This window comes from Polaribacter sp. AHE13PA, from assembly GCF_019278505.1.
Lineage (GTDB): Bacteria > Bacteroidota > Bacteroidia > Flavobacteriales > Flavobacteriaceae > Polaribacter.
In genome coordinates this window covers 2,414,950-2,440,756 of the sequence record NZ_CP058985.1, presented here as the reverse complement: position 1 = coordinate 2,440,756, position 25,807 = coordinate 2,414,950, and the positions used below count along the sequence as shown (strand labels likewise).

Genomic DNA, 25,807 nt, shown 5'->3' with positions numbered 1-25,807 from the left:
TTTAAAAATCAATATATTAAGGATGATTTCTGCGTAGAGTAATAATATTTCACTTCTTTTTTTTATTGTAACAGCTATTTTAATATTTACGTATCTAAATAAATCAGGTTGAAGTTTGACTGATAAATAGCCTTTATCAGAAAATAATACCCATTCTTTCATTTTGAATCTTTTAAATGATGAATTTCTTACCAATTTATTATTAATAAATTACTGTATTTGATAAGTATAAATACTAAATAAAACAGCACTTAATTTACCTCCTAAATACTTCTAAAAAGACTCATGAAAAATACTTCGTTTAAGGTCTTTTTTGAATATTTACTTAATTTTATTTCTTCTTTTTATTGATAATTTAGAAGCTTTAAAAGTGATGTTATTGACATTAAAATAATATTGAAAATTAAGAGAATAGTTATCTCTTTTTAAGTCCGTTTTATTTTGAATATAATACGAATAGTTGCTTTTTATTGTAAACAGAATTTTCTAATTGGTATATTGTAATAGGATTTAATATGTTGATTTTCAGGTGTATTTTTTATTTTTTTTAATATTTAAGAGAGGAGCGTAGCTATTTTTATGATATTTTATTTTTGGTTTTATTGCTTTTTAAAACTAAAATTATTTGATAATAATTCACTTTAATATTGTGTTGTTTTTTGCTTTTTTATTTTAAACCTACAAGAGGAAAAATTAATAGATAACTAACGATTAACTTCTTAGTAAAATAATTATTATTAAGTCAATAATTTGTTTAGAATTTTAAGTAGAATAATCTTCAATAAAACATAATTTGTCATTTTAATTAAATTACAATAGTTTAGTGAATTAATTAATAAAGTGTTTTATAGGTAAAAAAAATAGTATATCTTTGAAAAACTGAAACTGGTAAACCAATTTGGTAAACCAGAAGTAAGCTTGTTTTAGATGTTCTTTAAAAACCAATTTATTTTAACTATAAAATAGCAGTATTTAAAGTTTAAAAGGTTAATTAAAGTTTCTAGAATTATAATAAATAATTCAAAACAATTAACAATTAGTATAACGGTTAATTTAATTTTTATGACAATGTTTCTTTTAAAAATAATGTTAGTAAGTCATAAAACTATAAAATTTGAATAAATGAAATTAGAGGTGCTTACAAAAAATGAAAATCAAAAAATCCAGGATTTAATAATTAAAGGAATTAAAGAACTTATTAATTATAAAAATTTAGAACCTGGAGATAAATTACCTTCTGAAAGGATGCTTTCAGAAAAATTTGTAGTGAGTAGAAGTAACGTAAGAGAAGCGATTCAGAAATTAGAATTTTATGGCCTTCTAAAATCCATTCCACAAAGTGGAACATTTGTAGCTAATATTGGTGTTATTGCTATGAATGGTATGATAGACGATATTTTAAGATTAGAAAAATCAGGTTTTAAATCTCTAGTAGAAACTAGAATACTATTAGAATTAAAAACTGTAAGATTAGCTGCATTAAGGAGAACGGATGATGATTTACTAAAAATAGAGGAAGCGTTAGAAGCACACAAAGAAAAGGTGCTTAATGGAGAAGACGCTGTACAAGAAGACTTGTTATTTCATTTAGCAATAGCAAAGGCTTGTCGTAACAGCACTATGAATACATTTATGTTGATTATTACTCCAGAAATTATTACAAACTTTAAGGAGCACCATGTTTGTGATGCAGACTTAGCGCATAGAGGAATCGCTGATCACCAGGCTATTTTTGAAGCTATTAAAGCTAAAGACCCTCAAATGGCAAAACTAAAAATGAAAGAGCATTTTAGAGAGCTCTATACATATTGTTATAATGTTTAATTAAATAAGTATATAAAATGAAAGTAAAAGGATTACGTTGGTGGGTCGTCGCATTGATTGCTATAGCTACTATTATTAATTACATTGACCGAACATCATTAAGTGTCCTTTGGCCAGAAATAGCCAAGGATTTATATCCCGGGCATACAGCTGATGAAACGAAAGCAATTTATGCTCTTATTTCAATTATTTTCGTATTTTCTTATGCTTTCGGACAAGCAATATTTGGGAAAATATTTGATTGGGTAGGTACACGATTCGGGTTTGTTTTGTCTATTGGTGTGTGGTCTGTTGCTACAGCATTACACGCATTTGCTCAAGGAGTTTTAAGTTTTGGTATATTCCGTGCAATCTTAGGAGTTTCTGAAGCAGGAAACTGGCCAGGTGCTACAAAGGGAAATGCAGAATGGTTTCCTACTAAAGAACGTGCACTTGCACAAGGTATCTTTAACTCAGGAGCTGCGATAGGTGGAATTATTTCCATTCCGTTAATTGCTTTTTTAACAGTGTATTTTAGTTGGAAAGGTATATTTATTTTAATTGGTTTAGCAGGTTTACTATGGTTGGTGCCTTGGTTAATTTTAGTAAAAGCGCCACCAATAAATCACCCATGGATTACAGATGAAGAGCGTGATTATATCTTAACAGGTCAAAAGAATGAAGATTTTGATGGAGATGGAGTAAATGATCAGGAATACAATCCAGATACAAAAGAGTTATTAGGTCATAAAGAAAGTTGGGGTGTAATATTAGCATCAGCATTTATTGATCCTATCTGGTGGTTGTTTGTTTTTTGGATACCAATCTATTTAAATGAAGTGTATGGTATGGATGTAAAATCTATCGGACTTTATGGTTGGGTGCCTTATGCAGGAGCTATGTTAGGAGCTTGGTTTGGTGGTCTTTTGGCACAAAACAGACTTAAAAAAGGATGGACTATTAACAAGACCAGAAAAATGATAATTACATTAGGTTGTCTAATAATGTTACCAGCATTATTGGCTATGGCTAGTCCTGGAGGACCAACAACTGCAGTAATTATTATGGCTGTTATTTTATTCGGATTTCAAACAGCGATTGGAAATGTTCAAACTTTAACAAGTGATCTTTTTAGTGGAAAAACAGTAGGTACCTTATCTGGACTTTCTGGTATGGCTGCTAAACTGACTGCTGCTGGTTTAACATATTTAGTGCCTTGGTTAACAAGTGGTGGTAATTATACACCTGCATTTGTTATTGGTGCTGGATTAGCTATCTTAACTTTAGTAAGTGTTTGGGTATTTATACCAAAAGTTAAGTCGATTACAAAAATTTAATATAACATAATTAATATTTAAAAATAATTTAAATGAGTACATTAAACAACAAGGTTGCTGTAATTACTGGAGCAACAGGAGGAATTGGTTTTGCAGTAGCAAAAAGATTAGGAAAAGATGGTTATACTGTTATATTAAACGGTATAGAAGATGAAGCAGGAGCTAAAAGAGTAGAAGAGTTAACTGCAGAAGGAATTACTGCAGAATACTATGGTTTTGATGTTACTAAAGAAGAAGAAGTAACTGCAAACATCAATAAAATTGGTGAAAAGTTTGGTAAAATTGATGTGTTAGTTAATAACGCAGGTGGTTTAGGTGGTAGATCTAGATTTGAAGAAATGACAACTGAATTTTACAGATTTGTAATGGCTTTAAACTTAGACTCAGCATTTTTTGCTTCTAGAGCAGCAATTCCTTTCCTTAAGAAAAGTGACAATGCTTCAATCGTTAACTATACTTCTAACGCTGGTTGGAATGCAGGTGGACCAGGAGCAGGAATCTATGGTACTTCTAAAGCAGGTGTTCATGCAATAACAAGAGCGTTAGCAAAAGATTTAGCAGAATATGGTATTAGAGTAAATGCAGTATCTCCTGGTACTATTGATACTCCTTTTCATGCTCAAATTAAAGCTACTAAGCCAGAAGTTTTTGCTTCTTGGGCAAATAGTATTATGTTAGGAAGATTAGGTCAGCCAGAAGATGTGGCAGGTGTAGTTGCTTTCTTAGCTAGTAAAGATGCTGCTTTTATTACTGCAGAAACTATCCAAATTGGTGGTGGTCAAGCATTAGGTATCTAATTAGATTTTTTTTTATATACAACTCCTTTACATTATATGTAAAGGAGTTTTTTTTTGTTCTAATTTTAGTATTAGAAATTATTGTAAATATTAGTTGTGTATTTAATTTTAAAGAATTCATTACAATTTTTAGTTTACCCTTCTATTGAATTTTAGATGTAAAAGTTTAAAAAATTATTACCATATTCTTTGTAATTCTAATCACGCTCCTGTTTACAAATATGTTTGTCGCACAAAATCAAATGGCTATTGTGTGTTTCTCACTCTTTAAAAAGTGTTTGTACTTAATGAACAATTTATGTTATCTACAATGTGATTATTAAGATTAGATTTTAATAAAAAAATCAAAAAATTACATAATCATATTATTTCTTAGGATAATTAAGTTCAGTCTGCGAGCTTTATTCTTTTAATTATACGTTCAACTGATCGTGAAAAGAACTCTTAAATGGTTTTTAAAACGTTGATATTGGTTAAAATTACCTCAATAATAGCTCATTTTTTTATTTGTGTAAATTAATGTCATCTCTTTGTAATAGTGGTGTTTATGTGTTTTTTTGAAAGTTGTTGAAGTTTTTAGAGGTTAATTTAGAATATTTTAGAGTTAATATATTGTTAATTCAAATATAATTGTATATTTGAAAAACCATATTGGTTAACCAGTTTGGGTGACCAAATTGGATTACCAATTAAAAATATAACTCTTTAATTAATTAAAATTAAATTTTATTATGTCGAAACACAACATTATTAAAAAATTAAGTACATGCTTCTTTTTGTTAGCATCGCTTTTTGCTTTTTCTCAGCAGAAAGTAACAGGTACTGTAACAGGAGGTGTAAGTGAAGGCTTGCTACCTGGGGTTAGTATTCAAGAGAAAGGAACAACAAATGGTACTTCAACAGATTTTGATGGAAACTATTCTTTAACAGTTTCTAATGGAGATGCTACTTTAGTTTTTAGCTATTTAGGTTTTGCAGCGCTAGAAGTAAAAGTAGACAATAGAAATAATATCAATGTAAATTTAGTAGAAGATGCTAGTGCACTTGATGAGATTATTGTGGTAGGTTATGGTACTAGTAAAAAATCTCACCTTACAGGTTCAATTTCTAAAATAGGTGGAGAAGACCTTGCATCTGTTCAAGTTGCGCGTGTAGATGAGGCCTTAACAGGTAAGTTATCTGGTGTTTTAATTCAAAACCAAAGTGGAGAGCCAGGTTCAGATCCAAAAATTCAAATTAGAACAGGATCATCTCTTTCAAGTAATTCAGATCCATTAATTGTTGTAGATGGATTTCCTATTTCTGGAAATTTAGCAACAGTTAATCCAAATGATATTGAGAGCATGGAAGTATTAAAAGATGCTGCTTCTGCTGCCATTTATGGTTCTTTGGGTGCAAATGGTGTAATTTTAATTACTACTAAAAAAGGAAAGACAGGGAAATTAAATTTCAGTTATAATGCCTATACAAGTGTTTCTAGAAAATATGTGAAAGACATTGATATGCTTAAAACTTCTGGAGAATGGGCAAAAGAATTGCAGACAGATGCTTATGATCTTACACAAACAGATGCTGGATTATTAGATTATAGATTATGGGCTTATGAGAATGCACCAGATGTTGTAAGTATAGAAGATTGGCTTTTCCAAGATGGTTCTACAACTAGTCATGATTTTAGTGTGAGTGGTGGATCAGAAAATATAAAAGCATTTGCTTCTGTAGGGTATTTAAATACTGAAGGTATTGTTAAAGGACAAGGTTATGAAAGATTTAATGGACGTATGAATATTGATGCTAATTTGAATGATAAATTTAAGGCAGGATTAAGTATGAATGGGTTTTATGGTAACCAAGATATTGTGCCTTGGGAAATGAGAGATCTTTTAAGAGCATATAGTATTAGTCCTATTTACCATACGCAATCTTCAATTGATTTTGTTCAAGAATTAGATACTAGAAGACAAGCATTAGCAGACTCTGGTTTTACAGGTAATAATATTGGTCGTTCATTTGACCAAGATTATAGAGGTATAGGTTTAGATGCTACAAGTATTTATGATTTACAACCTGGTGATGTTGCTCATGATTGGCAATATGGTAGAAATCAGAATGGTATTGGAGGAACTGGTGATGCAGGTGTAGCTGCTAAATTTGATAATTCAGAAAGAACCAAAAAAACATTTTATGGTAATGTAAGTTCTTATTTACAATATGAAATAGCTGATGGGTTAAATATCAAAACCATTTTTGGAGCAGATGTACAAGATGTACAGTTGTATTATTATAGAGGAATATTATCAGATGGTCAACAACGTTCTAATCAGACTGCTTTAGATATTTCAGATATTAAAAAATCTACCATTTTAAGTACAACTACTTTAGATTACGCAACAGTAATAGCTGATAAGCATGATCTTTCTGCTGTAGTTGGAGTTGAACTTGTAAGTACAAAATTTAAAGGTTTAGAATCTTATGGATCAAATGTGCCAATTAGTTTACCTTTAAATTATTCTTTATTTAATGCTGAAGATGTAGTATCTAACAGAATTGATGAAGTGCAAGCAAGAAGAGGTATTTTTGGTAGAGTTGCTTATGCATATGACGATAAATATTTAGTATCTGCATCTGTTAGAAGAGATGGTGATTCTCGTTTTGGAGCTAATGAAAAATATGCAGTATTTCCAGCAGTTTCTTTAGGTTGGAATGTACATAAAGAAGATTTTTTACAAGACAATGAAACATTAAGTACATTAAAACTTAGATTTAGTATGGGATCTTTAGGAACTTCATCTGATTTAGGATCTTACAGTTCATTAAGTGTTTTAGGAACTTCGTCAACTGCTTTTGGTACAGGATTTTTAATTCCTGATGAGGTTGCAAATGCTGATTTAACTTGGCAAACAAATAAAGAAACTAATTATGGTGTTGACACAGGATTTTTAGACAATCGTTTAAAATTTAGTGTAGACTATTATACATCAGATGTGAATAACATGTTGATTCAACAAAGTGTTTCTGAAGTTCTTGGTACAGATCAGGTTAGACTTAACCGTGGAGATATTACTAGTTCTGGTTTAGAGTTAGAATTAAATGCTAGAATTATCCAAAATGATGAGTTTACTTGGAGTATGGGTGCGAATTTATCTACTGTTAATTCAGAAATTACAAGTTTAGGAGCTGTAGACGAATTACCTCGTCAAATATATGGAGGTCCTAGTGGTAGAGGTGTTGAGTTTAGAAATTATGTTGGTGGAGAACTTGGTGAAATGTGGGGATATGAAAGCGCAGGTCAAGTAGAATCTATTTATATAGAAGACCCAACAAGATCTATAGGTTATACTAGTGGTGTACAATACGTAGTAGATCAAAATAATGATGGTCAAATAACGTATGAAGATGATTACGTAAAGTTAGGTTCTGCTACTCCAGATTTTTATTGGGGAGTATCAAGTAATATGAATTATAAAGAATTTGATTTATCATTCCAGTTACAAGGATCTCAAGGGGCAGAATTATATAATATCGATCCTATCTATTGGCAATCTCAATTCCGTGATGCAACAAACACTGCTTTTGATGCTAATAGTGACGGTATTGCTGATAATAATGGTAAACATTATTTACAAACTAGAGATGTACATGGTGCATTAATTCAAGATGCCTCATACATCGCACTAAGAAACCTTACTATCGGTTATACTCTTAATTCAGATTTTACAAGTAAAATGGGTATTGGCTCATTGAGATTATATCTTGCAGGTACAAATTTGTTATATATAATGGGTAATGATTATACTTCATTTAATCCTGAAGGGATAGAGACTGAAAATAGTAACTATGGAGGTCCTACAACTTACGGATACCAAGAAGGTGCAAGTCCAATTGTTAGAAGTTTTACTTTTGGATTAAATGTTAATTTTTAATTAAGAAAAAATGAGAAAAATGAAAACTATATATATAGTATTAACAGCGATGATGTTATTTACATCATGCGATAATGACTTAGAACAAACACCAGCTTTAGATTTAGAATCAAGTAATTTAGAAGTATATGGTCCTGTTTTAAATGCAGCATATTATTATCATACAGGAGTTGCAATGTCACAAGTAGTTTTAGGTGATTTTAGAGCAGATAACATGTTAATGTTAGAAGATCCATTTACATCTTTAGATACCTATAATCCAGATTTATCAGGTGGAGATATGACTGAAGCCTTTTTTAATCCAATTTATACAAACTTGTACAAGTCAATCTTAAGTGCAAACAATGTAATAGAAAACTCATCGGAGTCTACAGAGGTAGCAGAAGCAAAGTTTTTAAGAGGTTTATCTTATTTTAAACTTGTAACAATTTTTGGTGATGTTGCAGTAAATTTATCTGCTACGCCAAGTACTTCAGATTTATCTATTTTGGAGAGACAACCGACTGAAGACATTTATAATAATGTAATTATTCCAGATTTTCAAGATGCTATAGCAGGTTTAGACAATTCTGGATTAGAAGAAGGTAGAGCAACACAAATTGCTGCACGTGCATTTTTAGGAAAAGTATATATGCACAGAAATAATTTTACGAGTGCAGTAACAGAGCTTGCAGCTGTTGTAAGTGGTGCATCTGCAGCAGGTGTTAGTTTAGAAGCTAACTTTGAAGATGTTGTAACTGATTTAAGTTCAGAAAGATTATTTGCAACTCAATTATCAACCTCTGTTTCAATTGCTGATGGTTCTTCTATATCTTCTACATTTGTAGGATGGTTTGAAGGTGCTGACACAAAATCTCTTACACCGTTAGACCCACGTTTAACTGCTGCATTTGATACTAGTAGTGCAGCTGATGGAAATACAGACTTAAGAAAAGCGTTAACAGTTGATGCTGCTAATGGAGTAGCTGTAAAATATACAGGAGGTTTAGAACAAGATTTTATTGAAATGAGATTGTCTGATGTGATACTAATGTATGCAGAAGCTTTAAACGAAACGAGTTCTCCTGCAAGCACTGTACTTCCTATGTTAGATGATATAAGAAGTAGAGCAGGTTTAAGTAGTTTAACAGGTACAATCAGTTCTCAAGCAGATGTTAGAGAAGCAATTGCAAATGAAAGAAGGTTAGAGTTAGCTTTAGAAGGACATAGATGGTTCGATTTGGTAAGAACAGGTACAGTTGATGCTGAAATGGGATTATCAGTTAATCCTAACTATTATGTATTTCCAATTCCAACCTCAGAAATAACAGCAACCAATGGAGTAATTACTCAAAATGCAGGTTACTAATAATTAAGTTTTTTAAATTGGTTTTTTACTAAGGGTTGCAACTTTTAAAAGTTGCAACCCTTTTTTTGTATTCTAATAAAATTATTTTGTAATATTATTAATATAGCACATGGTTTGTTTTAGTCTTTATTTTTAAACATGTATAAAAGTTATCTTAAAAGATGTTATTGGTTTTGTTATCTGTTAAGGATCGTAAATGGTTTTACTGATAACATATAGCAGTTAACCTATGATTTTAAGTGTTAAGCACTAAAGAAATTTGAAAACTAAAGAGAATTTATTGAATTGTTTACCCTTAATAAAAGATGATTACCAAATAAGGCGGTATCTTATTTAATAGTTTGTACACGTTTTATATTCGAGAATATTAGATATTAAGATGATTATATTCTTTCCTATTAAGAATAATGTAATGATATTTATCAGAGTAGTAAGTTGTAATTGATGAAGGTTTAATTGTATTTAGACTTTATTTTTAGTCATAAAAAAAGCTCAAAATACCAATGAAGTGTATTCTGAGCTTTAAATAAATATAATAAGTTGATCCTTTTTTATAATGAAGTTATTAATTCAAAATTGATATTATTCCTCATCAGGTAAAGTACCTTCTCCTACAGTTCCCTCTCTAAACCAAACTTCTGCATAGCATCCGTTGGCATATTGTTTAGCGATATCTCCATTGTAAGTTTCAGATCCAGTGCTCCAAACAATATTATCTTCAGGGTTTTTACCGTTTGTTTGATTATATGCACCTTGTTTAAAATAATTTATTTCTCCAGCATATGCATTTTCTCGTTCTACACCATCGCGACCTATTGCTGCGTAAAGTGATAGTATTTGTTGAGGAATATCTGCTTTTGTTGAAAATTCGGATTTTAATAAATTTTTAGTAAACTTAATTGTTTCATGTCCTTCGCTTGTAAAAGTTAAATACATGATACCTTTATATACATTAATTTCATAACTAAATTCCTCACCTAATTCAATTCCATCTTTAGGTTCTTCTGGATATGTGGTAGCATCAGGTCCAACAACAGACATGTCATTTCCCCAAACGGCTGATGAATAATCCCATCTTCCAGAATTATCTCCTTTTGTATTAATTTCATAATTCCAGAAAACAGATCCTTTTGTATGACCAGGAAATTTTTTATAAAATATTTTGATTGGTTCATTTTCATGACCTTCATCACTATGAATTTGTCCTACTACAACAGAATAAGAAGCGGCTACTCTAGCGTCACCAGAAGTAGAAACATGTTGTACTTTTAAGGTACCCGTTAATTTACCACCTGTTTCTGGTATCCAATGTTTTTTCTGACCTAATTCTGTTCTTGTATTACTAGATGTTCTAGAAGTAATACCAGCGTTAGGCGTTTTATACACTACCCAATCAGTTCCTTTTTCATTTTCTACATAAAAAAAGTCTTTATGTTCTACGTCTACTAATTCTTTATATTTTGTACCATCTCCACAAAGAATACTCCATTCATTTAAAAAGGGTAATACATCACTAGGGTAAGTGACTGCTATTAATTCTTTAGACGGCTCTTTTTTTTTCTTTGGAGTAGAACAACCAATTAATAATAAACCTAAGCTTATCATTAAAAAAGACTGTAAAGATGATTTAGTGATTGTTATTTTCATTTTGTTTCTATTTTAGATATATAATTCTTATAAATGCACTCGGTATTTTGTTTTTAAAAGTTGCTTTCTTCTGCCATTTTAACAACACCAACAGTTAAAATCAAATTTGCAAAACGACGTTGTTCTCCTGTTTGGATAATTAAGGTTGTATTTTGGTCTCTAATTTTATCATAAAAAGCATAACGTTCCATTTCATCCCAAGTTACATCACCCAATAAATTTTTATATTCATGGTGAATTTCTGCATTTGCTTCTGCTGGCTTTTCCATAACGATTGCACCTTGAATAGGACAAACTTCTAGGATGCCTTCTAGAATGGTAAGTGCATCTAAAAGCCCTGGACGAAAATTAAGGTGTACTGTAGTTGAGTTTGGTCCTGTCATTGCTCCAACTGGTAAATTACCATCTGCGATAACAACTTGTGCAAAGTGACCCGATCTTGCAAGCACTTCCATTATTGTAGGGTGTATTACTGCCGTTTTTAACATAATTTAATTTTTTATTAATTGATTAAATTTAAAACACTAGAGATTAGTATAGTTCCTAGTGTTTTAAATTCTTATTAAAAGCTATAATTACATATTGTAAACACCACCATTAATATCTAAGGTTGCACCTGTAATAAATCCATCATATTCTGATGCTAAAAATAAAACAGCACGAGCTACGTCCGCAGCATTACCAGCTCTTTGAATTGGAATTCCTGCTGTAGTTTCTGCTGCAGATTCTTTTGTTGTGTGTGTGTTATGGAAAGAAGTACCCAAAATAAGTCCTGGAGCAACTGCATTTACCCTTGTTCCTTGAGGACCTAATTCGGTAGAAAGTGCTCTTGTAAATGTTAGAATAGCACCTTTACTGGTAGCGTAAACTAAAGATCCTGGGTGGCCACCTTTACGTCCTGCAAGAGACGCCAAATTAACAATACTACTATGGTTATTTTTTGCTAAATGAGGTACTGCAGCTTTTGTTACAAACATCATAGAGGTCATGTTAATGTCCATTACTTTATGCCAGAATTCAGCTTCCATTTCTCCTATTAGTTTTCTTGCAACAAGAGATCCTGCATTATTAATTAGAATATCTAAACCACCTAATGCTTCTATTGTTTTTTCTACTACTTTATTAGCATCTGCTTCTTTGGTTAAATCTCCTGCAATAGCAATTGCTTTCTGTCCTTTACTAGTTGCGTATTCTACTAATTGGTTTGCAGTATCTGCACTAGAAAAATAATGGATTGCTACGTGTGCACCATTATCAATAAAATGTTTAGTGATGGATTCTCCAATTCCTTGAGCACCAGCTGTTACTAATATGTTTTTTCCAACTAATTTGTTATCGTTCTTCATGTTATTCTTGTGTCTGTTAGATTTTTTTTGATGGACTAATAAATAAAATATTTCTTTTAGTGTTTTGTTTCTTTTTGGTACAGTAAATCATTTTTAGAGAAATAACCATCGTTAGAAACAGAATTACTGCTTATAGTGATGCTAGCTGTTTTAAACCAAACTTCTGCATAGTTGCCATCTGCATATTGTTTTTTAAGATCTCCTCCATGTGTTTCTGCACCAGAACACCAGTTTTTATTTTCTTCTGGAGATTTTCCATTTGTTTGATTGTAAGTACCAAGTTTAAAAAAACAACCTTCACCTGCGTAAGCTTCTTTACGTTCTACACCATCTTGACCAAGTGGCCCAAATAATTTTTTAGTTTGTTCTGGTATATCTGCTTTTGTTGTGTATTCAGATTCAATTAAGTTTTTTGTAAATGTTTTAGTTTCGTGTCCTTCACTTGTAAATTTTAAGTTCATGATTCCATCCTTCACTTCAATTTCATAACTAAATTCTTCTCCCAATGCAATTCCGTCTTTTGGTTCTTCTGGCGGTGTATTTGCATCTGTACCAACAACTGAAAAGTCATCACCCCAAACAGCATAAGAATAATCCCATCTTCCAGAATTATCGTCTCCTGCCGTATTTATTTCATAATGCCAAAACACAGATCCTTTTGTGTGACTAGGGTATTTTTTATAAAATATTTTAAGAGGTTCGTTTTCATGTTTGTCTGCACTATGAATTTGACCAACAACAACGGCGTGTGAAGCTGCTACACGAGCGTCTCCAGTTGCAGATACATTCATTACCTTAAGTGTAGCGGTTAATTTGTCATTCGCTGTTTTTGGATACCACTTTTTTACTTGTGCTAATTCTGTTCTTGTGTTGTTTGACGTTCCGTGTGTGTTTCCTCCGTTAGGTGATTTAAAAACAACCCAATCTTCTTTTTTATCGTTTGTAGCGTAAAAGAAATCTTTGTTTTCAAAATTATTTGCAATTCCAGCATTAGAACCGTCTCCTAATATTAATTTCCAATGATCGAAAAATGGAATAACGTCACTAGGGTAAACTGTTTTTGCAACTTCTTTTTCAGCTTCTTTTTTATCAGCCTTTTTTGGCTTGTTGTTACAACTACTTAATATTAATAGAATGCTAAATATAAAGATGGTTGATACCGATTTAATCATTTTTTTGTTCATTTTATTTTTATTTAAGTTTATTTTTTTGAATCACTACTTGTAATATGTTTAGATAATTTATTAAAATGTTGTTTCATCATGTCCGTTGCAAGTTCAAGGTCTTGAGACTCTATGGCTAAATAAATATCTTCATGTTTTTTTATTTCAGAAATCAATTTATCTCCTTCACACACCGTTTTTCTGTCGTAAGTAGCAAGGATAGGAGGCGTAATTAAAAGCATTAATGAAATCATTGTATTGTTTTTACTTGCTTTTGCGATGGCTAAATGAAATAATAAATCCTCTTCTAAATAATCATCTCCCTCAGTAATTTTAGCTTTAAAATCATTTAAGGTGTCCTTTATTCGTTTTAAGTCCGTCTCTGTTCTCCTCTGAGCAGCTAAACTAACAGTCTTTAACTCTAATGATATTCTGGTTTCTACGAGTTCATTAAAAGTTGGAGTGTTCAAAGAAATAATTTCATCTACCATTCCGTTAAAACCTGTTAATCCAATATTTAAAATAGTACCGCTTTGAGACATTGATTTTATGATTCCATAAAACTCTAACTTTCTGATTGCCTCTCTAATGTGATTTCTTTTGATATCAAACTTTTCCGACATAATTCTTTCGGAAGGTAGTTTGTCTCCTCGTTCTAAATTTTTAGAGTTAATTAAATCTCTAATCATGCAAATCACAATGTTTTCTGAGGTTTTCTTTGCGTTCGTATCTATCAGACTTATTTTCATGAAATTGATTATTCTTTTGTGTTAAAGGGATTTGTGTTTTGTATTAAAAATATTCTATAAGAGCTAATATTCCATTATAAGAAATGATGCATGCAAAAAGGAGTGAAGCAAACAATCCTATATTTACAAATAGACTTGTTTCGTAACCCTGCATTATTTTTTTGTTATTTACGATTAAAATTATTCCTAGAATAACAATTGGTAAAACAAACACATTAAAAACTTGCGATAAAATTTGAATTTCTATTGGGTTTGCTCCAAAAGCAGGACCTATTAAAGCTACTAAACATGCAATTGCAGTTATGATTCTAAATTGACGTGAATTGGTATCTAGTTCTCCAGATTGATAATCGGCAATTAATAAAGGAGCAATTAATAAGCATGGAAAAATAGAAGATAAACCAGCACTTAATGCTCCAAAAAAGAAAATTGAAACCGCCCAACTTCCTGCAACGGGCTCTAAAGTATTTGCCATATCTAAAACTTGTGTAACTTCTTTACCTTGGTAATATAATGCACCCGCAGCGACTGCCATAATAACACCACTAATAATAAAGATTAAAATTGCTGCAGTTATAGAATCCTTTTTTTGTTGATCTAAATTTTTTATAGTCCATCCTTTTCCTTTTACAAACAAAGGTCTTGATAAAAAAGTGGCTGATGCCATTGTAGTACCAACAAAGGCTGCAACTAACATTTTACCACCTGCTACGTCTGGTATTGTTGGTATTAAACCTTTAACTACATCTATAGAAAGTGGTTGTACAAAACATAAAGAAAGTATAAATGAAAGCCCCATTAAGCTTACAAAAATGACAAGTATTTTTTCGAAAAAGGTGTATCTACCTACCAGCATTAATAAGTAAAAAGTAATAATTATTACAATTGCAGTAATTAAAACGGTTTCATATTTATAGGCGATTAAACCTTCAAAATTCATGGCTAATATTTCAAAAATAATATTGGCAGAAATACCTAAAATTCCCATTAATGAGTTCCATTGACCAAAGGTGATACCAACAATAATTAAAATGGCGAATATTTTACCATATTTAAAATGTTTTTTAAAGCCATAAAGAGCTGTTTTTCCTGTTATTAAAGCGTAATTTCCATAAGTAAACATTAGTACTCCAGAGAAAAGGCAACTTATTAAAAGTACCCATAAGAGTTGCATGTTAAATTTACTACCTGCAACAATCATAGAAGTTACACTACCTGTACCAATGGTATATCCAATGGCGAAAATCCCAGGGCCAAATCCTAAAATAACTGCTATTATTTTTTGTAGGAATGACTTTTTATTTTGGGGTGTTGTCATAGTTAATTGTTTTTATTTAGTTAATTATTCCATTCAGTATGATAGAATTTATTTGAATCGTCATTAATTCTTTGGTAGGTATGTGCACCAAAATAATCGCGTTGTGCTTGTATTAAATTTGCTGATGAATTTGCTATCGCAAAACTGTTTAAGAAATTGATAGATTCACTAAAGTTAGGAATCGGTAATTCATTTAAAATACTTTCAGAAACCACTTTTTTAACACTAGGTTTTAAAGCTTTTATTTTATGAATGATGGTTTTGTCAGTTAAAATATTGTCTGTAGATTTAAAAACGGTAACTAATTCTATCATTAAATCAGATCTAATAATACAACCGTTTGTCCAAACTCTAGACAACTCACTCAAGTTTAAATCCCATTGATAGCTTTTAGATGCTTCTTGTATCAATTTAAAACCCTGATAATGATTTATGATTCTTGCAAATTGATATGCTTTTAAAATATCATCAATGGCAACGTTAAAATTAGTATTGTTTCGTGATTCTAAATTTTTACTTGCAGCAATTCTTTCCTCTTTATAAAAAGAAGTATAACGAGCAAATAGGGCAGTAGCAATCATAGAACTTGGTACTCCTAATTGAGCGGTAGTTATGGTAGTCCAGTTTCCTGTTCCTTTATTACCTGCCTTATCCATTATTTGGTTTACTAACCAATCATCATCTTCTTTTTTTCTTAAAATATCAATGGTAATTTCTAATAAGTAGCTATTTGTTGTTTCTTTCCAAGATTCTAAAATGGCTGCTATTTCATCTGGATTATGACCTAATGCTTTTAGCATTACAAACACTTCTGCTAACAATTGCATTTCTACATATTCGATTCCATTATGTACCATTTTTACAAAATGACCACTTCCTTCTGTTCCAATATATGTACAACAAGGTAAGTTGTTGGCATCTTTAGCTGCGATTGTTTCTAAAAAAGGTTGTACGCCTTTATAACTTTCTTTGCTTCCTCCGGGCATAATAGATGGTCCTTTTAAAGCACCTTCTTCACCACCAGAAACTCCAGCTCCAACAAAATGAATGTTTTTGCCTTTTAGATAATCAAAACGTTCTTTTGTTTTATTATAGTTTGAATTTCCTCCGTCTATTAAAATATCTCCATCTTCTAAAAAAGGCAATAGATCTTCAATAACATTGTCTACAATTTTACCTGCATTCACCATTAACATGATTTTTCTTGGCTTCTCTAGAGAGTTTACAAAAGATGTTATATCATCAAACGGAAGACTTGTTGATAATTCTTTGAATTCGGTTTTAAAATTTTTAGCAACATCTTCTTCTATACCTGCAACATGTCTGTTGAATAGCGATATATGAAACCCTTTATTAGCTAAATTTCGAGCAAGACTTTTCCCCATAACTCCTAATCCGAATAATCCAAATTCCGATTTTTTTAATAATTCATTACTAATCACTTTTACAATATTTTTAGGCGTTAAACTTATATCTACTTTAATGGCGTTTTTTGGTGCTTCTAAAATATCAAATTGAGATTTCAATAAATCAGAACTCATAAAATGACCTTCTCGTTGATTCATTCTTTCTTTAATTTGATCAAAAGAACCATCAAGAAAAACCCACTTTACACTATCTTTTATGTTTGTATTTAAAATAGTACGATACTTTTCTTTTAATGCAGAACAAACGATAATACAACCTTTATCTTTTAGTTGTTCTATTGCTAACTTGTTTAATGTTTGTAACCAACCGAATCTATCATCATCATTTAAGGCTTCTCCATTAGACATTTTTAAAATGTTTTTTTCAGGATGAAAGTCATCTCCATCAAAAAAAGGAACATTCAATTCTTTAGATAATAGGTGACCGATGGTGCTTTTTCCACAACCAGAAACTCCCATAATAAATGTAATGTTTGGTTTTAAATCGCTCATATATTTTTGGTTAACCAGTTTGGGCACCCAAATATATGTATTTTAAATTAAAAGCCATTACATCCACCTGTTTTTTTTGAAATTCATATAATTGCTTGATAATTAGTGTTAAAGATGTTTTAAGTTAGACCAGACTTCTGATCTGTCTAGTTTCTTAGAATATGATTTTTGTAAAATGTAATTTTAGAAGTAAGAATAATTTTGATAAAAAAATTACTAAAGTAAAATTTTATAGGTTGATTTTTTATCAATAGAAGAGGGTTGAAAACGTTTCGTTTTATAAAGATAATTTAAATATGAGTAAATGATATGCAATAAAAAAAGCCTCTAGAAAATTAATTCTAAAGGCTTTTTTATATTATATTTTTTAAGTTTTACAACTTAAAAGCTTCTTTAATTGCATCTACATAGTCTAATTTTTCCCAAGTAAAAGTTTCTACTTCTTCGCTGGTAGTCTCTCCCATAGGATTTGTAAATGTAACTGTTTTTACTTCTGGAGTTCTTCCCATGTGACCATAAGCAGCAGTTTCAGAATAAATAGGGCTTCTTAATTTTAAACGTTTTTCTATAAAATAAGGACGCATATCAAAAAGGGATTCTACTTTTTTGCTGATTTCTCCATCAGTTAAATCTACAGTAGCTGTACCATACGTTTCAACATTTATACTTGTTGGTTTTGCAACACCAATTGCATAAGAAACTTGTACCAAAACTTCTTTACAAAGACCAGCAGCAACTAAGTTTTTAGCAATATGTCTTGTTGCATATGCTCCAGATCTATCAACTTTAGAAGGATCTTTTCCAGAGAAAGCACCACCACCGTGAGCTCCTTTTCCTCCGTAGGTATCAACAATGATTTTTCTACCAGTTAAACCAGTATCACCGTGAGGTCCACCTATTACAAAAACACCTGTTGGGTTAATGTGGTAGGTAATGTTATCTGTAAATAATTTTTGAAGATGAGCAGGTAATTTTGCAACCACTCTTGGTATTAAAATTTCTACAATGTCTTTTTTAATTTTTGCTAACATCACATCATCAGACTTGTCAAAATCATCATGTTGTGTAGAAATTACAATAGCGTCAATTCTTTGCGGTACATTATCATCAGAATATTCAATAGTTACTTGAGATTTAGCGTCTGGACGTAAATAAGGAATATCTTTATTTTCTCTTCTTAAAGCAGCTAATTCAATTAACAACCTATGAGATAATTCTAATGCTAAAGGCATATAGTTCTCCGTTTCATCTGTAGCATAACCAAACATCATTCCTTGGTCTCCTGCACCTTGTTCTTCTGGGTTTGCTCTATCAACACCTTGGTTAATATCTGGAGATTGTTCGTGGATTGCAGATAAAACTCCACAAGAGTTTCCATCAAACATATAGGCACCTTTGGTGTAACCAATTTTGTTAATTACATCTCTAGCAATTTTCTGTACATCTAAATACGTTTTAGATTTTACTTCTCCTGCTAAAAATACTTGACCGGTTGTTACCATGGTCTCGCAAGCAACTTTACTAGATTTGTCGAATGCTAAAAAGTTATCTATTAAAGCATCTGAAATTTGATCGGCAATTTTGTCTGGGTGTCCTTCAGAAACACTTTCTGAGGTAAATAAATATGACATAATAAATCTTTTTTAATATTAAAAATTGATTTTTTTTAAACGTGTTCTTCCTATTGGAAATCAAGAAAAATAAAAAGAGATTGCATAAGTCGCTGAAAGTAGTAGAATATTACTGCTTTAGCATTTTTTGTTTCAGCAGATATAAATATCAGCGTCAGAGGTTGCAATCAGTTCAAATTTTTCCTCTAAAATTCTTTGCAAAGTTACAGCTTAAATTCTAATAACATAATTTTTCAGCATAATATTTTATTATGGTATCATCAATAAAACAAACTTCATTGTTTGTTATTTGTTTGATACTTATTAAACAAGGGGTTTTAATGTGATATTTATATTTCTAAAAAAATAAATCGGTTTTTTCTTGGTTATTAAATTTTTCTAAACATATATTTGCATTCAGAAAGTTCAATAACTTATCGAAATGTTATCAAGAAAGGTGGAGGGAAAGACCCGTTGAAACCTTAGCAACCCTTTTCGTGAGGAAAAGAAGGTGCTAAATTCTACTTAATTTCAGATTCATTTATCAGAAATTGGATAGATAACCCGTAAACAATTACACTTCCGTGTATTTGTAAAATTCTTAATAACATTTTTCTAGTAAGTACATCAAATTTTTGATGCATTCGACTTTTGGTTTAATTATTTATTAACTCAAAAAAAATAGAAAAATGAGTACGCACAAATTAGCAACAAACGCATTACATGCAGGGCATGATGTAACACAAAATGGAGGTACAAGAGCAGTTCCTATTTACCAAACATCATCATACGTTTTTAACAACTCAGAACATGCTGCAAACCTTTTTTCATTAAAAGAATTAGGCTTTATTTATACCCGATTAAACAACCCAACAAACCAAATTTTACAAGATCGTTTAGCAGCTGTAGAAGGCGGAATTGGAGCCGTAGTTTTTGCCTCTGGTACAGGAGCAATTGCAACTGGTTTATTAACGCTTTTAAAAGCAGGAGATCATATTGTAGCCTCAAGTAGTTTATACGGAGGAACCTACAATTTATTAAGTGTAACTTTACCAAGATTAGGTATTACAACTACGTTTGTAGATGCTGATAATCCAGATAATTTTGCAGCTGCAGTTCAAGAGAACACAAGAGCATTTTTTGTAGAATCTTTAGGAAACCCTAAATTAGATGTGTTAGATTTAGAGGTAATTTCTGAACATGCAAAAGCAGCAGAAGTTCCTTTTATAGTTGATAATACAGTGGCAACACCTGCATTATTGAATCCTATTAAACATGGAGCAAATCTTGTAATTCATTCTTTAACAAAATACATTGGCGGACAAGGAACTTCTTTAGGAGGAGCAATTATTGATGCTGGAACTTTTAACTGGGCAAACGGAAAATTTCCTGAATTTACAGAGCCTTCTGCAGGGTATCATGGTTTAAAATATCATGAAGCTTTAGGTGCAGCGGCATTTACTTTTAAATTGATTTTAGAAGGATTACGTGATTTTGGTGCAGCTTTAAGTCCTACAAATGCATTTAATATTATTCAAGGTTTAGAGACTTTACCCGTTAGAATTAAGCAACATTCAGAAAATGCATTGGCTTTGGCAACTTGGTTAGAAGCGCAAGAAGAGGTTACATGGGTAAACTATCCAGGTTTAAAAAGTAATAAATACAAAACGTTAGCAGATAAATACTTGCCTAAAGGACAAAGTGGTTTGGTAACTTTTGGAGTAAAAGGTGGTTTTGAAGCAGCAAAAACAATCGCAGATAATACCAAATTATTCTCTTTACTAGCAAATATTGGTGATACTAAATCATTAATAATTCATCCAGCAAGTACAACGCATCAACAATTAGATGAAGTGGCACAAGCAAGTGCAGGTGTAAGTCAAGATTTAATTAGATTGTCTGTTGGTATTGAAGATTTAGAAGATTTAAAAGCAGATTTAACAGCAGCTTTTTCAAAAATATAAAATGATGTCTGTTCGAGGGTAATTGAAAGGTTTTTTTACTTTTTGTAATAGAAGAGTTCTCAACTGCGCTCGAACAGACAATAATTTAAAATTCAGTAAATAATTTGGAACATCCATTACAACATATCAAAATAAAAGATTTTACTACAGAATCAGGTGCCTTAATTTCGGAAATGAATTTAAGTTACCAGGTTTTTGGTCAAGATTTAGGGACAGCTCCTATCATTTTGGTAAATCATGCACTTACTGGTAACTCTTATGTTGCAGGTAAAGAAGGTTGGTGGCGAGATATTGTTGGAGATGAAAAGGCGATTAATACAAAAACCTATACCATTTTATCCTTTAATATTCCTGGTAATGGTTTCGATGGAATTTTAATTGATAATTATAAAGACTTTATAGCTAGAGATGTTGCAAACATATTTTTAGAAGGTTTATCAATTTTGAAAATTGATAAACTATTTGCATTGATTGCAGGTTCTTTAGGAGGCGGAATTGCTTGGGAAATGATGGTGCTAAACAACAATTTAACACAACATTTTTTACCAATAGCAACCGATTGGAAATCTACAGATTGGTTAATTGCCAATTGTCAAATTCAAGAACAATTTTTGGTAAATTCTAGCAATCCTGTTCATGATGCACGTATGCACGCTATGTTGTGCTACAGAACTCCAGAAAGTTTTAAAGAGCGCTTTCATCGATCTAAAAAAGAAGATTCAGATATTTTTGATGTAGAAAGTTGGTTATTGCATCACGGAAAATCATTGCAAGAACGTTATCAATTATCTTCTTATAAGTTAATGAATCAATTATTAAAAACGATTGATGTTACTATTGGAGGACAAAAAGATATTGAGATTTTAGATAAAATTAATGCAAATATTCATATTATAGGTGTGGATTCAGATTTGTTTTTTACTGCGGAAGAAAACAGAGAAACGCATAAAAAGTTAGCATTAACAAAAGATAATGTTACCTATAATGAAATAAATTCTGTGCACGGTCATGATGCTTTTTTGATGGAATATGACCAGTTGCAAAAAATTATTGAGCCTATTTTTAATAAAGATTATAGAGAGAAGAAGATGAAAGTTTTAAAATTTGGAGGAAAATCTTTAGCCAATGGTGAAGGATTAGAAAATGCAATAGAAATTATTGCAAGTAAATATAAAGCCGGAATAAAAGTAACCGTTGTAGCCTCTGCAAGAGGAAATTCTACAAACGAACTAGAAGATATTTTAGATAAGGCAGCATCAAAAAAGGAGTATAAAACAAAGTTTGAAAAGTTTAAAGCATATCAATCAGAACCAAATAGTTCTGTAGACTTTTCTCAAGAATTTTCTAAATTAGAAACCATTTTTGAAGGTGTTTCTTTATTGGGAGATTATAGTCATAAAATTAAAGATGAGGTTTTAGCTCAAGGAGAATTGTTATCTGTAAAATTGGTAGCTAGTTTGTTAGAGAAACAGCAAATTTCTTCAAATGCTGTAGACTCTAGATCTTTAATAATTACAGATGAAAACTTTGGAAATGCACAACCTATTCCAACGGTTTCTAAAGAAAATGTGATTAATTTTTTCAAAAATAATGACACAACAGTTAATATTGTTACAGGTTTTATAGCATCCAACAAAAAAGGAGAAACCACTACTTTAGGTAGAAATGGTAGTAATTATACTGCAGCTTTATTGGCTAATTATTTAGATGCGGATGAGTTACAGAATTATACACATGTAAGCGGAATTTTTACAGCAAATCCAGATTTGGTTGCAGATGCTAAAAAGATTGAACAATTATCGTTTTCTGAAGCCAATGAAATGGCCAATTTTGGAGCAACTATTTTACATGCAAAAACCATTATTCCGTTATTAGAGAAAAATATCAATCTTAGAATTTTAAATACATTTCATAAAGAAGATAAAGGAACTTTAATTACATCAGAATCTTCATCAGCAAAAGGAATTAAATCTATTGCTACCATAGATAATGTTGCTTTACTGAATTTTGAAGGTAGAGGTTTATTAGGTAAAGTGGGTGTTGATGCTCGTATTTTTAAGGTTTTAAGTGATCGTAATATTAGTGTAAGTATAATTGCACAAGGTTCATCAGAAAGAGGAATCGGTTTTATTATTGATGCAGATAGAGCGGTTGAAGCGGTTTCTGCATTAGAAAAAGAATTCGAAAATGATTTTTATTCGCAAGATGTAAATCATATTTCTATTGTAAGTAATGTTGCGGTGATTTCTATTATTGGTCAAGATTTAAGTGAATTTCATCATCCTTATAATGCGTTAATCAAAAATCAAATAGTACCACTTTTATTCAATAATACGGTTACTGGAAAAAATGTGAGTTTGGTGGTTAAAAAAACCGAATTACATAAAGCAGTAAATGTAATTCATGGTCAAGTTTTTGGAGTTACTAAAAAAATAAACATTGCCGTTTTTGGTAAAGGTTTGGTTGGTGGAACTTTAATTGATCAAATTATAGAAAACACACAATCTGTTTTAGAGCGTAGGAAAATTCAATTGAATGTTTTTGCCGTAGCAAATTCTAAAAAAGTATTGCTGAATAAAAATGGAGTTTCTAAAGATTGGAAACAAAATTTATTAGAAAATGGGGAAGAAAATGTAACAGTTGATGATATTATCGCTTTTGCAAAAGCAAATCATTTTGAAAACTTAATAGCGGTAGATAATACAGCGAGCGTCAATTTTGTAAGTAATTACATTCCGTTTATCGAAGCTGGTTTCGATTTAGTTTCTTGTAATAAAATAGCAAATACATTGTCTTTTGACTTCTACAAAGAAGTAAGAGCAAAGTTAAAAGAGTACAAAAAACAATATTTGTATGAAACCAATGTTGGTGCAGGTTTACCTTTAATTGATACCATTCGTTTATTGCATGAATCAGGAGAAAATATTACTAAAATTAGAGGGGTGTTTTCTGGAAGTTTGAGTTATTTATTCAATACTTTTTCTGCGGAAAATGTTCCTTTTTCTAAAACATTGCAAGAAGCAATTGATAAAGGATTTACAGAGCCAGACCCTCGTGAAGATTTAGGAGGAAATGATGTAGCTAGAAAATTACTAATTTTAGCAAGAGAATTAGAGTTAGAAAATGAATTTGATGAAGTTGAAATTAAAAATTTAATTCCAGAAAATTTAAGAGAAGGTTCTGCTGCTGATTTCTTAGGGAAATTAGACTTATTGAATGACGAATATCAAAAGATAAAAGAAAACCAAGAACCGAATCATGTTTTACGTTATATTGGTGAATTAAGTGGAGATTTGTCTCAAAATAAAGGGAAATTAGAAGTGAAATTAGTTTCTACAGATAAAAGCACTCCATTAGGTTCTTTAAAAGGTTCTGATGCAATTTTTGAAATTTATACAGAATCTTACGGAGAACAACCAATTGTAATACAAGGGGCAGGAGCGGGAGCAAGCGTTACTGCAAGAGGTGTTTTTGGAGATATTCTAAGATTAGCAAAGCATAATAATTAAATAGTAGGTAGTTATGAGTTGGCGGTATTTCAGTCAACTACGATTTTAAAAAAAACAAGAGATTGAAAGAGACAAGAATAAGGCAGCGAAAGAATGGATTACCATTTTTTATCTTAACTCTTGATTCTAAAAAGCGATAGCGGTCTAACAATAATACAATACAAATCATGAGTAAACATTTCGAAACAGAAGCAATTAGAAGTCAAACAGAAAGAAGTCAGTTTTCTGAACATTCTACACCTTTATATTTAACCTCTAGTTTTGTTTTTGACGATGCAGAAGACATGCGTTCATCCTTCGCAGAAGAAAAAGAACGTAACTTGTATAGTCGTTTTACAAATCCAAATACTACAGAATTTGTAGATAAAATTGTTGCTATGGAAGGTGCGGAGGCTGGTTATGCTTTTGCAACAGGTATGGCAGCTATATTTTCGTCATTTGCAGCGCTGTTAAGTGCCGGAGATCATATTGTTTCTTGTAGGTCTGTATTTGGATCAACACATGGAATGTTTACTAAATACTTGCCCAAATGGAATATTGAAACTTCTTATTTTAAGGTTGATGAGGTAGATTTAATAGAAAGTTTGATTCAAGAAAATACAAAGGTTCTTTATATAGAAACGCCAACAAACCCTGCTGTTGATATTTTAGATTTAGATGTGATTGGTAAAATTGCCAAAAAACACAATCTTATTTTTATTGTTGACAATTGCTTTGCAACACCATACATTCAACAGCCAATTAAATTCGGAGCAGATTTGGTAATTCATTCTGCAACAAAATTGATTGATGGTCAGGGTAGAGTTTTAGGTGGAGTAACAGTTGGTAGAGCAGATTTATTAAGAGAAATCTATTTGTTTGCAAGAAATACAGGACCAGCAATGTCTCCTTTTAATGCTTGGGTTTTGTCTAAAAGTTTAGAAACCTTATCAATTAGAGTAGAAAAACATTGTGAAAATGCTTTGAAAGTTGCTTCTTTTTTAGAAGAAAATGAAAATGTAGAGCTTGTAAAATATCCATTTTTAAAGTCGCATCCTCAATATGAAGTAGCTAAAAACCAAATGAAATTAGGAGGAAATATTGTTGCCTTTGAGATAAAAGGAGGAATTGAAGCTGGAAGAAAGTTTTTAGATGCTATAAAAATGTGTTCATTGTCTGCAAATTTAGGAGATACAAGAACTATTGTTACGCATCCATCTTCTACAACTCACGGACGTTTGTCTGAAGAAGATAGATTAGAAGTTGGTATTACAAATGGTTTGGTTCGTGTTTCCGTAGGTTTAGAGCATGCAGATGATATTATTGCTGATTTAAAACAAGCTTTAGATAATAATTAATAATAGATATTTTGATTGTTTAAAGAGTTGGTTTTAA

Annotated in this window: 16 protein-coding genes and 1 riboswitch; of the genes, 8 read left to right on the top strand and 8 right to left on the bottom strand. The window is 31.1% G+C overall.

The annotated features are described in order from the left end of the window. The first annotated feature begins 1,122 nt into the window (after positions 1 to 1,122). The 5 genes from H0I28_RS10600 to H0I28_RS10580 all read left to right on the top strand — a co-directional run bounded on the left by H0I28_RS10600 (position 1,123) and on the right by H0I28_RS10580 (position 9,208). Positions 1,123 to 1,824 (top strand): FadR/GntR family transcriptional regulator, encoded by a 702-nt coding sequence (locus tag H0I28_RS10600; RefSeq protein WP_218731435.1) that lies wholly within the window; start codon positions 1,123 to 1,125, stop codon positions 1,822 to 1,824. Between the two features lie 17 nt (positions 1,825 to 1,841). Continuing rightward, positions 1,842 to 3,140 carry an MFS transporter gene (locus H0I28_RS10595; protein ID WP_218731434.1) on the top strand — a complete coding sequence of 433 codons (1,299 nt, stop codon included), beginning with the start codon at positions 1,842 to 1,844 and terminating at the stop codon, positions 3,138 to 3,140. A gap of 32 nt (positions 3,141 to 3,172) precedes the next feature. Further along, positions 3,173 to 3,937, top strand: a complete 765-nt coding sequence (locus tag H0I28_RS10590; RefSeq protein WP_165733151.1) for an SDR family NAD(P)-dependent oxidoreductase — start codon at positions 3,173 to 3,175, stop codon at positions 3,935 to 3,937. A 731-nt stretch (positions 3,938 to 4,668) separates the two neighbouring features. Then, positions 4,669 to 7,860 (top strand): TonB-dependent receptor, encoded by a 3,192-nt coding sequence (locus tag H0I28_RS10585; protein WP_218759076.1) that lies wholly within the window; start codon positions 4,669 to 4,671, stop codon positions 7,858 to 7,860. A 19-nt stretch (positions 7,861 to 7,879) separates the two neighbouring features. Then, positions 7,880 to 9,208, top strand: a complete 1,329-nt coding sequence (locus tag H0I28_RS10580) for a RagB/SusD family nutrient uptake outer membrane protein (protein WP_218759075.1) — start codon at positions 7,880 to 7,882, stop codon at positions 9,206 to 9,208. Positions 9,209 to 9,790: 582 nt separating this feature from the next. Here the strand turns inward: H0I28_RS10580 and H0I28_RS10575 are convergent. From H0I28_RS10575 to metK, 8 genes are all read right to left on the bottom strand, one after another. After that, the gene (locus H0I28_RS10575) at positions 9,791 to 10,855 is read right to left on the bottom strand and encodes a polysaccharide lyase family 7 protein (RefSeq protein ID WP_218731430.1); all 1,065 of its coding nucleotides are present in this window, start codon (positions 10,853 to 10,855) and stop codon (positions 9,791 to 9,793) included. A 53-nt stretch (positions 10,856 to 10,908) separates the two neighbouring features. Then, positions 10,909 to 11,343 (bottom strand): RbsD/FucU family protein, encoded by a 435-nt coding sequence (locus H0I28_RS10570; RefSeq protein ID WP_218759074.1) that lies wholly within the window; start codon positions 11,341 to 11,343, stop codon positions 10,909 to 10,911. An 87-nt stretch (positions 11,344 to 11,430) separates the two neighbouring features. Continuing rightward, positions 11,431 to 12,201, bottom strand: coding sequence for an SDR family NAD(P)-dependent oxidoreductase (locus H0I28_RS10565; RefSeq protein ID WP_218731427.1), 771 nt, complete (start codon positions 12,199 to 12,201; stop codon positions 11,431 to 11,433). Positions 12,202 to 12,257: 56 nt separating this feature from the next. Beyond that, positions 12,258 to 13,373 carry a polysaccharide lyase family 7 protein gene (locus H0I28_RS10560; protein ID WP_254712765.1) on the bottom strand — a complete coding sequence of 372 codons (1,116 nt, stop codon included), beginning with the start codon at positions 13,371 to 13,373 and terminating at the stop codon, positions 12,258 to 12,260. A gap of 29 nt (positions 13,374 to 13,402) precedes the next feature. Continuing rightward, positions 13,403 to 14,113, bottom strand: coding sequence for a FadR/GntR family transcriptional regulator (locus H0I28_RS10555; RefSeq protein WP_218759072.1), 711 nt, complete (start codon positions 14,111 to 14,113; stop codon positions 13,403 to 13,405). 43 nt (positions 14,114 to 14,156) lie between these two features. Next, a complete protein-coding gene (locus tag H0I28_RS10550) occupies positions 14,157 to 15,431 on the bottom strand; it encodes an Nramp family divalent metal transporter (RefSeq protein ID WP_218759071.1) in 1,275 nt (424 codons plus the stop codon). Positions 15,432 to 15,451: 20 nt separating this feature from the next. After that, complete coding sequence (gene gndA, locus H0I28_RS10545) at positions 15,452 to 17,350, bottom strand: NADP-dependent phosphogluconate dehydrogenase (RefSeq protein ID WP_254712764.1); 1,899 nt, start codon at positions 17,348 to 17,350, stop codon at positions 15,452 to 15,454. A 374-nt stretch (positions 17,351 to 17,724) separates the two neighbouring features. Further along, positions 17,725 to 18,981: a methionine adenosyltransferase gene (gene metK / locus H0I28_RS10540; protein WP_208891070.1), complete on the bottom strand. Its 1,257-nt coding sequence runs from the start codon at positions 18,979 to 18,981 to the stop codon at positions 17,725 to 17,727. A 421-nt stretch (positions 18,982 to 19,402) separates the two neighbouring features. Further along, positions 19,403 to 19,526: riboswitch (SAM riboswitch) on the top strand. Positions 19,527 to 19,649: 123 nt separating this feature from the next. Between metK and H0I28_RS10535 the strand changes: the two genes are divergently transcribed. The 3 genes from H0I28_RS10535 to H0I28_RS10525 all read left to right on the top strand — a co-directional run bounded on the left by H0I28_RS10535 (position 19,650) and on the right by H0I28_RS10525 (position 25,770). Further along, complete coding sequence (locus H0I28_RS10535; RefSeq protein WP_218759070.1) at positions 19,650 to 20,924, top strand: O-acetylhomoserine aminocarboxypropyltransferase/cysteine synthase family protein; 1,275 nt, start codon at positions 19,650 to 19,652, stop codon at positions 20,922 to 20,924. A gap of 104 nt (positions 20,925 to 21,028) precedes the next feature. Then, on the top strand, positions 21,029 to 24,433 hold the full coding sequence (thrA, locus tag H0I28_RS10530) for a bifunctional aspartate kinase/homoserine dehydrogenase I (RefSeq protein WP_218759069.1): 3,405 nt from the start codon (positions 21,029 to 21,031) through the stop codon (positions 24,431 to 24,433). A gap of 167 nt (positions 24,434 to 24,600) precedes the next feature. Further along, complete coding sequence (locus tag H0I28_RS10525) at positions 24,601 to 25,770, top strand: O-succinylhomoserine sulfhydrylase (RefSeq protein WP_218754440.1); 1,170 nt, start codon at positions 24,601 to 24,603, stop codon at positions 25,768 to 25,770. Positions 25,771 to 25,807 lie beyond the last annotated feature (37 nt).